Genomic DNA, 14,067 nt, shown 5'->3' with positions numbered 1-14,067 from the left:
GATAGAGGTTATTTATGAGTGAAAACAACGAATACATCCCGCCTAAAGTATGGACATGGGACAGTGAAAGTGGTGGTAAATTTGCTAGTATAAATCGCCCCATTGCAGGCGCTACTCATGACAAAACATTACCGATTGGCGAACATCCATTTCAGCTTTATTCGCTGGCAACACCCAATGGCCAAAAAGTTAGTATTATGTTTGAAGAGCTTTTAGAGCTTGGCTTAACCGATGCCGAATACGATGCGTATTTAATTAATATTGGTGAAGGCGATCAGTTTGGCTCTGACTTTGTTGATATCAACCCGAACTCAAAAATACCCGCGCTGATGGATCATTCAACCACACCGCCAACACGCATATTTGAGTCAGGTGCTATTTTACAATACTTAGGCGAAAAATTTGATGCCTTTATTCCTAATGATCTCAAAGCCAAAACAGAGTGTCGTAACTGGCTATTTTGGCAAATGGGCTCAGCACCTTACTTAGGCGGTGGGTTTGGCCACTTTTACAGTTATGCACCGAGTAAAATGCAATACCCGATTGACCGCTTTACCATGGAAACTAAGCGCCAGCTTGATGTACTAAACCGCCATTTAAGTGACAATGAATACATGGCAGGCAGTGAATATTCAATTGCCGACATTGCTATTTGGCCGTGGTATGGCTCACTGGTTTTAGGTGACCTATACGACGCGGCAGAGTTTTTAGATGTGGCTTCTTACACTCACGTTATGCGCTGGGCTAAACAAGTGGCTGCACGCCCTGGCGTAAAACGAGGTCGTCGCGTTAATCGTACGTGGGGCCCAGAAGAAGAGCAAATGGCAGAGCGCCACACTGCCCAAGACTTTAAATAAAAGTCAAAACAGTTCAAGAAGCCAGCTGCTTAGCTGGCTTTTTTATGCCCATTAATAAAAAAATACTGAATCATATTTCAGTTTTATATTTTATAAAAAATTAAATAATTTCCTTTTAAAACAGGAAAACACGCCAAAATAGACTAACTTTAATAAAAATTACTAACATAAAGTTTATTATGCAATCTTTGGTTTGTGTACTCCTCTTAAGTGTACTTTATATTGCAGCACTTCCTTTAAGTGCACGCAGCGAAGATCTGAAAACATTAACGCTCTACCATGACTCAGACTATTCAAACCATTACGAATCGGCCTATGCAATGAAGATGGGGGTGCTGACTGCTTTAGCAGAGATTAATAATAACGTACAAGATTATCAGCTCACACTGATTGAAAAAGACAACCGAGGTAATTCGAATCGCAGCTTATTGCACATGCAGCAGTTTCTAAAAGACCCCAATGCACTGGTTTTTATTGGAGGATTGCACTCCCCGCCCTATATAAAAAACAGAGAGTTCATCAATAAAAACAAACTATTACTACTACTGCCTTGGGCTGCAGGAGGGTCTATTACCCGATACCCTAGCGATGATAACTGGGTATTTAGGCTCTCGGTAGATGATACAGAAGCCGGTTATAGAATGGCCCAATTTGCAACGCAAACTCTAAATTGCAACAATCCGCTCTTACTTTTAGAAGACACGCCATGGGGAAAATCAAACAACAACACCATGCTTAAGGCCTTTGGTGACATAAAACCACAAGTAAAATGGTTTAACTGGAACACAAAAATAAATAACGCCAAATTAATGCTGCATCAAATAAAAAATACACCTGCAGAGTGTATTTTATTTGTTGGAAATGCCATTGAGGGGGCTGTATTTATAAATGCGATGGCAAGTTTTGCCAAAAATGAACGCCTTCCTATTGTGAGTCATTGGGGAATAACGGGTGGGGATTTTTTTGCCAACGTTGAGCAAGCCATAAAATCAAACTTGAGCTTACATTTTATACAAAGCTGTTTTTCATTTTTAAAAACGCCGCAAACCGCTTTAACTAAAAATGTTGTAGCACAAAGCTTATCCCTTAAGCCTACCCCTTTAGCACCCAGTGAGTTAATTTCTCCGGCTGGATTTATTCATGCCTACGACTTAACAAAACTATTGTTACAGGGCATATCACAAATAACTTTAACCGATAATACAGAGCACAACAGAGCAAAAATTAAACATGCACTTGAGAACTTAACCATACCAGTTAATGGCTTAATAAAACAATACCAACGTCCTTTTGCTGTGTGGTCAGCTAATAATATTGATGCCCACGAAGCACTTGGTTTTGACGATTTATGCATGGCGAATTATCAGCCAGATGGAAAAATACACATTATCGAAAACCCAATAGGCAATGTTGAGTAATGCGAGCATTAATAAATAAAAAACTTAAGCTCTCAACAAATAATGCTTTTTATACTTTTTTAGCATTGAGTTTAATATTATCAGTGACTATTTCTTTACTGTTTGTTGGTCATCGCGCAAATACAGCTATTTATGATTTGCAAAGTAAAAGTCTTGAGATTGAATCTAAACTCACCACCAGCTACCTCACACTATTTTTAGAAACAAGAACACAAATTCTTAATGACCTTGCTCGTCAACCTATTTTATCTAACGCCATAATGGGGTCAGACACCTCAAAAGCGCTACTCCAAGATTACCTTTTTCAATATAAAATAATGGGGAGCACCGAAAAAATAACGATTATAAACGTACTAAAAGAGGTGGTTTTTAGTAACGACCCTTCGCTTAACGAGCTGAGTATAATTGAGCAACCATGGATAAATAGCTTACTTGAAGAGCAAACAGAAAAGGCGGTGATATTAAATAAGCCAACCAATACTGACCTATTCACCATTGCGGTGCCTATAAAATATAATAACTTTACTGAGGGCGTGCTTATGGTGCAATTTAATACGCCAATGACCCAGTTACTACCGACCGACTTTGACCGTGAAAGTCATGGACTGACTTTAGCAGGCCCATGGGTTTTTTATTCTAATTTAAATCAAGGTGACGAGTATGTCAGTATTGGCCAAAACCTCATTGGCAATACAGATATAACATTAAACTACTACATTACTGCCAATTTAATTGCTGCTAAAACTACTCGCTTCATAATCGATATTGCTATATCAATTATTGTAAGTATGGCTTTATCGTCGTTATTCCTGTTTGTATTTGGTCGGCACTTACTACTAAACCCGTTTAAGCTTTTAGAATCCTCAAGAGAAGCTATAAAGCAAAGTGAAGCGCGCTACGAACTGGCGGTTAAGGGCAGTAATGATGGTATTTGGGATTGGGATATTGTTACAAATGAAGTATATTTTTCTCCCCGTATTAGCGTATTGCTTGGCTACGACGAAAACGATAAAAACGCTTTGCCTCACTGTGCTGATGCACTTTATAAGTTACTTCACCCTGATGATATAACCAAGCATAAAAAGCAAATAGCAAATCACTTAATTAGCAACACTCCCTTTAATTACGATTATAGATTAAAAACTAAATCAGGCGCTTATCGTTATTTTACAGTAAAAGGGATGGCACTGCGCAATGAGCATAATAAAGCAATTAGAATGGCAGGCTCTGTAACTGACATTACTGAGCAAAAACGTTCTCAAAAAGCATTAAAACAAGCAAAAGAGCAAAATGATTTATTAGCGCAGGCAATCGAATCGTGTAATGTGGGTATTTCTATAGCCGATGCGAGTGTGCAAGGCTTTCCTTTAGTCTTTTTAAACTCTGAATTTGAAAAAATAACAGGCTATAGTAAAGAGGAAATGCTAGGAATAAATTGCAGCTTACTTCAAGGGCCAAACACCGATAAGAACGCAATAGATATTATTACTAATGCAATAAAAACATTAAAAACTCAACGTATAGAAATACTAAATTATAAAAAAGATGGCACGGAATTTTGGAATAGCCTACAAATCTCACCTGTTTTTAACGAGCAGCAACAGCTCACAGCTTATGTGGGAATTCAGCAAGATATCACTGAGCAAAAAGCAGCGAATCAATTATTAATTGAAGCAAAAGCGGCGGCTGAACAGGCTAACATTGCCAAAAGCGAGTTTTTAGCAGCAATGAGTCATGAAATTCGCACGCCTATGAATGGCGTATTAGGCATGCTTAATTTGATTTTAGATAGCTCATTAAATGAAAAACAACACCATCAGGTAAGCATTGCACTCAATAGTGCAAACTCCTTATTAAATATTATCAACGATATTTTAGACTTTTCAAAAGTGGATGCCGGTAAGCTTGAGCTTGAGGAGTTAGAGTTTAACCTTTGTAACATGCTCGACGATTTTATCGAAACAATAGCAATTCATGCCCACAGTAAAAATATTCCGTTAATGCTAGATATAGAGCATCTTGAATACGCTTTTGTCATTGGTGACGCCGGACGCCTCAAACAAATTTTAACAAACTTAGTAAATAATGCGCTTAAATTTACTCATGAAGGCGAAGTGCAAGTTATTGCTAAACTCACACCGATTAACAACAATCAAATGCGTTTTAGCTGCCAAGTAATAGACTCTGGCATTGGTATTTCTGCAGCCCAACAAGCCAAGCTATTTAAATCATTCTCTCAAGTTGACTCTTCAACAACACGAAAATATGGAGGCACGGGCTTAGGCTTAGCGATTGTTAAAAAGTTATGCCACCTAATGGAAGGTGATATACAGGTACAATCTAAAGAAAATAAGGGCAGTAACTTTAGCTTTAATGTTGTTCTAAAACGCAGTAAAAACCCACAAAAAGTATTATCTCCTGTAGCTATGTCATCGTTAAATATTTTAATTGTGTGCAGCAATCAAACTCAATCTTCTATTTTATACAAGCAGTTTACTAAATGGGGAGCAACAGCCGTAATCAGCCCATCCGCAAAGCAGGCTGTGCAAATATGTCAGCAATATATCGAAAAACAAAACCTCTGTTTTGATTTAATTATGATTGATATGCAGCTAAGTGACGGCGATGCTTTAACCTTAAGTAAAACCCTTGATAAAGAAGTAGATCTTATGGCTGCGCATGTTGTTTTAATGACCACGGGTGAGCTAAATAAACAGCGCGATTTATATCAAGCGCCTCGGTTTTCAGCCATTGTTACAAAGCCCATAATCACACAAAATCTTTTTAAGATGCTATCGACCTGCTTTAGCGATAAACAGCAAAGTAATAGCAGCCTCATTACTGAGGATTTATCTGACACTCAGCCTTTGTCTAGCGATGATATTGTGTGGGACAAAAGTATTCGTATTTTACTGGTTGAAGATAACAACATTAATCAAATCGTCGCCTCTACCACGCTTAAAAAGATAGGAATTAACAGCGTTGATATTGCAGAAAATGGCCAACACGCGCTCGAATATTTAAAACAAACAACTTCCCATAACCCGTACTCACTCATTTTAATGGATTGCCAAATGCCAGTGATGGATGGTTACCAAGCCACAACCCATATAAGAGTAAATGAAGCTGGAAGTAAAAATCCCCCAATTACTATTATTGCTATGACAGCAAACGCTATGGTGGGTGATAAAGCTAAGTGCTTACAGGTTGGAATGAACGACTATATTTCTAAGCCCATTGCACAAGACATATTATTTAAAAAACTTCTAAAGTGGTTGCCATATGAGCTTAAAAACAATGAGTAAAGTAGATATGTTAACCATATCATCTTAATATATATAAATATTTGTACTTATACAGCGGTAAAATAGAGTGAAAAAACTAACAAAAGAGCAAATTTATAAACGCTTAAATAACGAAGAAGATGCTCGCGCGTGTAAGGCCATTGACGATAACGCATGCCAAGAAGTCCCCGGTAATTTTATTACTTTACTGCTAAGCCAACTGTTTAGTAAGTTTGCTGATGCGCTACTCAATCCCAAAATAACGCTGCCGTGGTTAATGCAAAGCTTAAACGTGCCAGCGAGTTTTATTGCTTGGCTAGTACCTATTAGAGAGTCGGGTTCACTGCTGCCACAGTTAGCTATTGCTGGCTTTATCCGCCAATTGCCTATTCGTAAATGGGTGTGGGTTATTGGCGCTATTGTGCAGTCTTTATGTATTTTGGCTATGGTTGGTGTCGCGTTTACACTTGAGGGCAAGCTTGCGGGTTACGCCATTATTGGTTTATTAATTTTATTTAGCTTAGCTAGGGGGTTTAACTCGGTGGCCGCAAAAGATGTGCTTGGAAAAGTTATTCCTAAGCAACAGCGCGGTAATATTAGTGGCTTAGCTGCCAGTATTGCCGGTTTTGCCACCTTAACGTTTGGCTTGCTTATGTGGTTTTTTTCACAACAAAAAGATCAAAACACCGTCATTATAGCCTTAGCACTCGGTGCAATAATGTGGGTGATCGCGGCTTTTTTTTACAGCCAAATAAATGAATATAAAGGGGCAACCGATGGCGGTGAAAATGGCTTGCTGCATGCGTTTTCTAAACTTAAGCTGCTTTATAAAGATAAACAATTTGCCCATTTTGTTGTTACCCGTGCGCTACTTTTATGCTCAGCTCTGAGTGCCCCTTTTTATATAGTTTTAGCCAGTAAACAGTCTTTTGAATTTTCTCTGCTTGCCACTTTTATTGCCGTTTCTGGCTTTGCTAGTTTAGTCTCGGCGCCTATTTGGGGCAGGCTCAGTGACTTATCCAGCCAGCGTGTTTTAGTGCTTAGCGCTATATTAGTCACATTTAATGGCTTAGCCGTATTTGTTATTGCCACTTGGTATAGCGCACTACTGCTAAATTGGTGGGTTATGCCTATATTGTATTTTTTACTCTCAGTTGCACACCAAGGCGTGCGTTTAGGGCGAAAAACTTACCTTGTTGATATGGCTGAGGGCAATAAACGCACCGATTATGTATCGGTAAGTAACACGGTAATTGGGGTGTTATTACTACTTCTGGGCAGCATTGGTTTACTCGAGGCTTTTTTATCAACCGCTGAGCTAATTTTACTTTACAGCACCCTTGGTTTTTTAGGTGCTATAAGTGCATTCTTTTTACCACAAACCGAATAATAGGTTACCAACATTGCTTTATAACTGTGGGCGCTTTAATGCAAATTTGTCTTTCGTGGTACTAAAATAATCGCCGCCCATTTTACCCACCGCATCTAAACGCGTTGGATCAATATATCCGTTCACTAAAACGGTGTCGTCGAGAAAAATACCCACCACATCTAACAGCATCATTTGCCCACCGCTTGGCTCATCTGAAATAGTAATCACCTCTCGCAACTTACATTCGTAGCGCACTTTTGACGCAGCAGCACTTGGCACACTGACTAATTGGCTGGGGGTACGCTGTATATTTGCAGCATCAAATTCACTCACGTCACGTGGATAGTTAGCGCAGCTTTGGTTCATTTGATCAACAAGCGAATGGCTAACAATATTAACTACGCACTCTTTGGTAGCGAGTAAATTATTTAACGTATCTTTATTTGCATTATCGCGAGGGTTTACCTGCGTGACGCTTAAAACCGGCGGGTTACAACTAGCAACAGTAAAAAACGAATAAGGCGCTATATTAGCAACCCCCTTTTCACTTAACGTGCTTACCCACGCAATCGGTCTTGGGCTTATACCGCCTACTAAGTAGCTATAAACAGAGTGGTTGCTATTATCGGTTAAATCTAAAAACATGGTTTCTCACTTTTAATCTTAAAAAACTAAATCGGAAAATCGCTACGCTGCGTACAAATTAGATAATTACTTCATAGCATTTTTAAATAATACATTGAATCCATGCGCATAAAAATAAACATAGTCTGGTTTAAACGTGACTTACGCCTAAGCGATCATCAGCCTTTAAAAAATGCGTTTAGTAACGGCCTGCCTACCCTCTTAATTTATAATTTCGAACCTTTACTGCTTAACGATGCGCATTACAACGAGCGGCATTGGCGCTTTGTATATCAATCTATTTGCGACTTAAACACTCAGTTGGATCGCTTTAACAGCCGCGTATATATATTTAATGAAGATATGCAAACCTTGCTTGAATCGCTTCACTCGCAGTTTGAAATCACAAACCTCTTTAGCCACCAAGAAATAGGGCTAAACAATACCTTTGAGCGTGACATAGCAATTAAAGCCTGGTGCCAACACCATCACATTAACTGGTTAGAGTCGCCAACGGGGGCTGTGATACGTGGCAAAAGAAATCGCAGTAATTGGAACGAGCGCTGGCAACAAACCATGCAAGCACCTATTGCTATACCTAATTGGAAGCAAATAAAACCACTTACTCTTACTGATTATCAAGCACCTATACTGCCGAGCGCCTACACGCAAGATAATGAACATTTTCAGCACGGGGGCCCTCGACTTGCCCGTGAAGTAATGCAAAGCTTTTTTGCTGAACGCGGTAAGAGTTATCAAAAAGGAATATCCAGCCCAAGCTTAAGCCGTACGCATTGCTCTAGGTTATCGCCCTATTTAGCGTGGGGAAATATCAGCCTGAGGCAAGTGTATCAAATGGCGATTGACGCATACCATAGCACTTCTGCTGATAAAAAAGGCTGGAAGCGCCCACTTGCCGCGTTTGTATCGCGCTTGCATTGGCATTGCCATTTTATGCAAAAGTTTGAAAGCGAATGCACCATGGAATTTAAAGCGCTAAATCCGGGTTACCATGCATTTCCGTATCGTGATGACGCCCAGGTTACTAGCGATATTGAACGCTGGGCACAGGGGCAAACTGGTATTCCTATTATTGATGCCTGCATGCGCTGTTTAAAAGCCACCGGTTATATTAATTTTAGAATGCGCGCTATGCTAGTTAGCTTTGTAACGCATCATTTAAACATCAGCTGGCAACAAGCAAGTTTTCCGCTGGCTAATTACTTTTTAGACTTTGAACCGGGAATTCATTACCCACAAATTCAAATGCAAGCCTCTGTCACCGGTATTAATACTATTCGTCATTACAACCCAATAAAGCAATCGGAGGATCAAGACCCAACCGGTGCGTTTATAAAAAAATGGTGCCCTGAACTTGAAAAGCTCCCCATTGAATATTTACATCAACCTTGGGAGCAAACGCCCATGGAAGCGCTATTTAACGACTTTAAACTAGGTGAAGACTACCCTGAGCCGATGCTTGATTTAACCACCGCCTCAAAAGAAGCCCGCGAACGGCTATGGCAATACCGAGAGCGGCCCGATGTAAAACGCGCCATAGGTAAAATTCTTAAAAAACACGTAGCTCCGACTCAAAAAATCACCCGTGTAAAACGCAAAACTCGCAGTAACAGCAATAAAGAGAACACCTAATTATGGCGCACAAAAAACTTAACTTACCGCAAAAAATTTGCCCAGTATGCAATAAGCCGTTTGCGTGGCGTAAAAAGTGGCAACGAGATTGGGATAACGTTATTTATTGCTCAGAGCGGTGCAAACGCAGCAAATAGCCGCTTATAAAAACCAATACACGCATATTCGCTTTAATCTCACTTTATATCTTACATAGCTGTTATAGTGGTTAACGTTTCAACTTGTTATTCAATGCAAGTTAACACTCTACCCTCTGCCTGCTCAACATTCATTATACCTAGCACAGCTAATTAAAAGAACACCCTTTACCAAGCCTTATTTTACAGCCATGGCGTGATCTTGCCTGTAAAACCCCTCTTTGTTTGTTAGCGATGTAGCATTATTCGTTTATAAACTCAGCATACTTTAATCAAGGATATAGCATGAGTGAATTAACTATTGGCGTAATTGGAACATCACGTAAAACAGATGAAAGACGCTACCCTATTCATCCTGCGCATTTAATGCGTATACCTGAAAAACTCAGAAAAAATATGATTTTTGAGCAAGGTTATGGCGCGGCATTTAATATGAGCGACGAAGAAATTGCAGCACTGACAGGCGGCATTGCCACCCGCAGTGATATTTTAACCCAATTAGGCACCGTCATTATTGCCAAACCAGTGCTTGCTGATTTACAAGAGCTTAAAGAAGGCGGCACAATTTGGGGCTATGTACATTGCGTACAACAACAAGCAATTACCCAAGCTGCCCTTGATAGAAAGCTTACTCTTATTGCCTTTGAAGACATGTTTGTATGGTCACCACAGGGGAATGTGGGCCGTCATACTTTTTATAAAAACAATGAAATGGCTGGTTATTGTGCGGTGTTACATGCTCTGCAACTAAAAGGCATTGATGGTCATTACGGTAATCAACGTAAAACCATTATTTTTAGTTTTGGCGCTGTTAGCCGAGGCGCTATTTATGCATTAAAAGCTCATGGTTTTAGAGATATTACAATTTGTATACAGCGCCCCGATCATGAAGTGCGTGAAGAAGTACTTGATTGTCATTATGTTAAAGTACGCCCAGGCACTGAAGGCGAAGCTCGTATGATAGTGGTTGAGCACGATGGTTCGCAGCGTCCGCTTACTGAGCTTATTAGCGAAGCTGACATTATTGTTAATGGCACCTACCAAGAAACCGCAAACCCCGTCAATTTTGTGATTGAATCTGAAGCCGATTGCTTAAAACCCAATAGCCTTATAATAGATGTAAGCTGTGATGAAGGAATGGGATTCTTTTTTGCAAAGCCAACAACATTTAAACACCCAATGTTTAGCTATAAAACCACGGATTATTACGCGGTTGATCATACCCCTAGCTACTTATGGGAAAGTGCAACGCGCTCTATTTCTGCCGCGCTCATTGTATACTTGCCAACTGTTTTAGTCGGCCCAGAGCAATGGCAAAAAGACGAAACCATTCGCCGCGCTATCAATATTGAACACGGAATAATTAAAAACAACGCTATTTTAGCGTTTCAAAACCGTGAAAGTACGCCTCCTTATCACCTGCAAATAGCTGACATAACCTAAATTCGGGATAATAAATAATCCCAAACATAACGTGAACCTTGTTTATTCAATTATTTGGCTTCTATTTTGCAACTATCTATATAAATAACGCTTTTTAGCTGTTTTACCGTGTAGTGTTTACAACGTATTGCAAACACTACACGGTATGACTAATTAACCTAAAAAGCCTACACCCTCAACAAGGAGAACATAATGACGATTAAAAAATCTGCAAGTTCAACATGGTCTGGTGATATTAAAAAAGGGAAAGGTTATATCTCAACGCAAAGTGGCGCATTAGATAACCAGCCGTATGGGTTTAATACCCGCTTTGAAGATAAGCCAGGCTCAAACCCTGAGGAATTAGTGGGTGCAGCACATAGTGCCTGTTTTGGTATGGCTTTATCGCTGGCACTTGGTGAAGCGGGCTTTACCGCTGAGAACATAAACACCGAAGCAGTGGTTAGTTTAGACGAAGTGGATGATGGCTTTGCCGTGACGCACATTGCCCTTGAAGTAAATGCAACCATTGCAGATATTTCAAATGAGCAATTTCAAGCATTGTGCGAACAAACCAAAAAAGGCTGCCCTATCTCAAAATTATTAAATACTGAGATTTCGCTTAACGCCATACTTAAGTAAATACCGAGTGTATTAAGCTAGGCGCAAAGCGCTTAAAGCCCATAAAAAGTAAGGTTATGCGCATGTAAAAAAGCCATAACCTTATTGCTACTTTTTCATTAATCATAGAAATAAAGGCACTGTTTAATCGCGGTGAGTTACAAAAAGGTTAAACAAAAACAGTTAAATAGATTATGTAAAATATCAATACTTTGTTAGGATTAAGGGCAGGCTTAACCACACCTTATTTTGTAGGTTAAAACAAAGGGTACGATGAATGAATGATAAATCACTAAATTGCGAAAAAGTATCTTGTAGCAATTGCGTTGATTCGAATGAACTAGATTTTGACTTTACCATGGCATTTCAGCCTATTGTAAATTGTCAAAATAATACTATTTTTGGATATGAAGCACTTGTCCGTGGTTTAAATAATGAATCTGCCTACTCTATTATTTCTCGCGTTAACGATACTAACCGCTATACGTTTGATCAGTTATGCAGAATTAAAGCGATTGCACTTGCATCAAAGCTGGGTGTAGATTCGATGCTTAGTATTAACTTTTTACCAAACGCTATCTACAAGCCAGAGCGTTGTATTCGTACCACCCTAGAAGCCGCTAAAAAGTATAACTTCCCTACAACAAATATTATGTTTGAATTTACAGAAGTCGAAAAAATAGAAGACAGCGCACATGTAAAACGTGTTGTGAGCTATTACCAAGAATTAGGCTTTAAAACAGCCACCGATGACTTTGGTTCAGGCTATTCTGGATTAAACCTATTAGCCGATTTTCAAACTGATATTATCAAGCTTGATATGGCGCTGATCAGAGATATCGACAAAGATAAAAATCGCCAGGCAATCGTAACTCACTGTTTAAACATGTTTAGCGCGCTAAATGTTACAGCTCTGGCTGAAGGCATTGAAACCGTTGAAGAATATCAGTGGTTGAAACACGCAGGTATTGAGCTAATGCAAGGTTATTTATTTGCAAAACCTGGATTTGAATGCTTGCCAGAAGTTGATTTTCAATAGCACACCGTTGCTATAAAAAAAACCGCCGTTACGGCGGTTTTTTCGTATTAGATATAGGTTATATATCCAAAATTACATATTCCCCAACTCTATCATCATTGCGGTGTACATACGTAAATTAAGTGCTAATTGCTCAAGGGTAATAAACTCATGTTCTGAGTGCCCGGTGTAGCGTTTGCCCGGCATAGATGGGCCAAACGACACGGCATTATCAAATAGCTTGGCATTTGTACCGCCCCCTATTGAAACAAAATCAGCGTTTTTATCACCCGTATAATGCTTAAAAATATCAAGTAGCTTTTGCGCATGGGGTGCGCTATCTAAAAGCATGGGCGTACCAATGGTGGTTTTAATGTTAGCTAACGTAACCTGATTAGCCGTTTGCCAATTAGCAAGCGCAGTATCAATTTGTTGTTTAAGTAACGTCTCATCTTTCCCAACCGGACGGCGAGCATTGACCGCTAAAGTAAGCGCATTACCCTCACGTTCAATAACCGTAGGCGCTACGGTCATTGGCCCCATAAAGTCATGTTCATAAGCAATTTCGCCAAACTGTTTACCGTGAATATCTAAACCAATAAGCTGATTAACAAAATCAATGAGCTGGCCATCACTATTGTTTTCAAGCTCAACGTTTTTAAATATTTCAGCTAAATAAGCAATGGCGTTAACGCCTGATTCCGGTTCAGATGAGTGAGCCGACATGCCTTTAACACTTATGGCCAGCGCGTTATTTTGCTCTGTAAAATTAAATTCAACTTGCTTAAGTGTGTTAGCTTTTGCTTTTAATTGATTAATTAATGTTTCGTTGGCGTTATGTAGTAATAGGCTGGCATCTTCAGGGATTTGACTGGCAAATGCGCCGCCGGTTACATCACTGACATACACACCTGTTTGTGGTGATGTTGCATCAAATGTTGGCGCAATTAAGCTCCAGCCTTTTTCAGCAACCACTACAGGGTAAGAGGCATCAATGGTTACCGCATACTTTGGTTGCTGATAAGTTTTCATAAACTCAGTTAACGGCCCCCAGTCAGACTCCTCCGCTAGGTAAATCATTAATTCAATACGATTATCAAGCGCTATGCCTTTATCTTTTATCGCCTTCATGGCGTACATTGCAGTCGCAATAGCGCCTTTGTCGTCTTCGGTACCTCGACCAACCAACTTACCCGCCTCTGAGGTGTCAATAACAAATGGGCTTTGCTTCCATTTGCTGGCATTAGCAGGTTGTACATCGCCATGAGTTACTATGGTTACCTTTTCAGTTTGTTGCCCCATACCAATAAGTACGGTGTAACCTAAATCTTGATAATCAAAACCAAGCTCAGCCGCTTTCATTTTTAGTAACGCTTTAAAGCCAATAAAGTCGGGATTTTGTGGTGCGCTAACATCACTTTTATTAACCGTTGGAAAAGACACCAAATTTGTGAGTGTATGTACTTGCGCACTTTGGTAGGTATTTACAGCGTAATCAGCCACGCTGTCATTAATTTTATTTAATTGTGCATGAGTATTAAAGGCCAATAAAGCGATACTAGCTAAAGCTAACTTTTTCAAAACAAATCCCATTTAATTAACAACCAAGAACCATAATTATAACGCCCTTATTTAATAACAAACAACGCTTTGCGACAGAG

11 protein-coding genes are annotated in these 14,067 nt (G+C 39.6%); 9 read left to right on the top strand and 2 right to left on the bottom strand.

Translation table 11 applies throughout. The features are described 5' to 3' along the window. Positions 1 to 14 precede the first annotated feature (14 nt). The 4 genes from yghU to PISS_RS04705 all read left to right on the top strand — a co-directional run bounded on the left by yghU (position 15) and on the right by PISS_RS04705 (position 6,949). A complete protein-coding gene (gene yghU / locus PISS_RS04720; RefSeq protein WP_058154347.1) occupies positions 15 to 857 on the top strand; it encodes a glutathione-dependent disulfide-bond oxidoreductase in 843 nt (280 codons plus the stop codon). 179 nt (positions 858 to 1,036) lie between these two features. Continuing rightward, positions 1,037 to 2,275 carry an ABC transporter substrate-binding protein gene (locus tag PISS_RS04715; protein WP_058154346.1) on the top strand — a complete coding sequence of 413 codons (1,239 nt, stop codon included), beginning with the start codon at positions 1,037 to 1,039 and terminating at the stop codon, positions 2,273 to 2,275. Beyond that, on the top strand, positions 2,275 to 5,580 hold the full coding sequence (locus PISS_RS04710) for a PAS domain S-box protein (protein WP_058154345.1): 3,306 nt from the start codon (positions 2,275 to 2,277) through the stop codon (positions 5,578 to 5,580). Before PISS_RS04715 ends, PISS_RS04710 begins: the two co-directional genes overlap by 1 nt. Positions 5,581 to 5,647: 67 nt before the next feature. Then, complete coding sequence (locus tag PISS_RS04705) at positions 5,648 to 6,949, top strand: MFS transporter (protein ID WP_013464428.1); 1,302 nt, start codon at positions 5,648 to 5,650, stop codon at positions 6,947 to 6,949. 18 nt (positions 6,950 to 6,967) lie between these two features. On the opposite strand, the gene PISS_RS04700 is transcribed toward PISS_RS04705, so the two are convergent. Next, positions 6,968 to 7,576, bottom strand: a complete 609-nt coding sequence (locus PISS_RS04700) for a flavin reductase family protein (RefSeq protein WP_058154344.1) — start codon at positions 7,574 to 7,576, stop codon at positions 6,968 to 6,970. A 102-nt stretch (positions 7,577 to 7,678) separates the two neighbouring features. Here PISS_RS04700 and PISS_RS04695 point away from each other — a divergent pair, with 102 nt between their 5' ends. The 5 genes from PISS_RS04695 (at position 7,679) to PISS_RS04675 (ending at position 12,427) form a co-directional block, all read left to right on the top strand. Then, positions 7,679 to 9,208: a cryptochrome/deoxyribodipyrimidine photo-lyase family protein gene (locus PISS_RS04695; protein WP_058154343.1), complete on the top strand. Its 1,530-nt coding sequence runs from the start codon at positions 7,679 to 7,681 to the stop codon at positions 9,206 to 9,208. A gap of 2 nt (positions 9,209 to 9,210) precedes the next feature. After that, the gene (locus tag PISS_RS04690) at positions 9,211 to 9,345 is read left to right on the top strand and encodes a DUF2256 domain-containing protein (RefSeq protein ID WP_010391223.1); all 135 of its coding nucleotides are present in this window, start codon (positions 9,211 to 9,213) and stop codon (positions 9,343 to 9,345) included. 285 nt (positions 9,346 to 9,630) lie between these two features. Beyond that, on the top strand, positions 9,631 to 10,788 hold the full coding sequence (locus PISS_RS04685) for a N(5)-(carboxyethyl)ornithine synthase (RefSeq protein ID WP_058154342.1): 1,158 nt from the start codon (positions 9,631 to 9,633) through the stop codon (positions 10,786 to 10,788). Positions 10,789 to 10,980: 192 nt separating this feature from the next. Next, the gene (locus PISS_RS04680) at positions 10,981 to 11,409 is read left to right on the top strand and encodes an OsmC family protein (RefSeq protein ID WP_058154341.1); all 429 of its coding nucleotides are present in this window, start codon (positions 10,981 to 10,983) and stop codon (positions 11,407 to 11,409) included. Between the two features lie 256 nt (positions 11,410 to 11,665). Continuing rightward, positions 11,666 to 12,427: an EAL domain-containing protein gene (locus PISS_RS04675; RefSeq protein ID WP_058154340.1), complete on the top strand. Its 762-nt coding sequence runs from the start codon at positions 11,666 to 11,668 to the stop codon at positions 12,425 to 12,427. Between the two features lie 72 nt (positions 12,428 to 12,499). Here the strand turns inward: PISS_RS04675 and PISS_RS04670 are convergent, their stop codons facing one another. Next, entirely contained in the window at positions 12,500 to 13,987 is a 1,488-nt protein-coding gene (locus tag PISS_RS04670; RefSeq protein WP_058155468.1) for a dipeptidase, read from the bottom strand. Positions 13,988 to 14,067 lie beyond the last annotated feature (80 nt).

Origin of the sequence: Pseudoalteromonas issachenkonii, assembly GCF_002310795.1 — a bacterium.
Classification (GTDB): domain Bacteria; phylum Pseudomonadota; class Gammaproteobacteria; order Enterobacterales; family Alteromonadaceae; genus Pseudoalteromonas; species Pseudoalteromonas tetraodonis.
The sequence above is the reverse complement of the archived record's forward strand: the minus strand, read 5'-3'. Positions and strand labels throughout refer to the sequence as shown.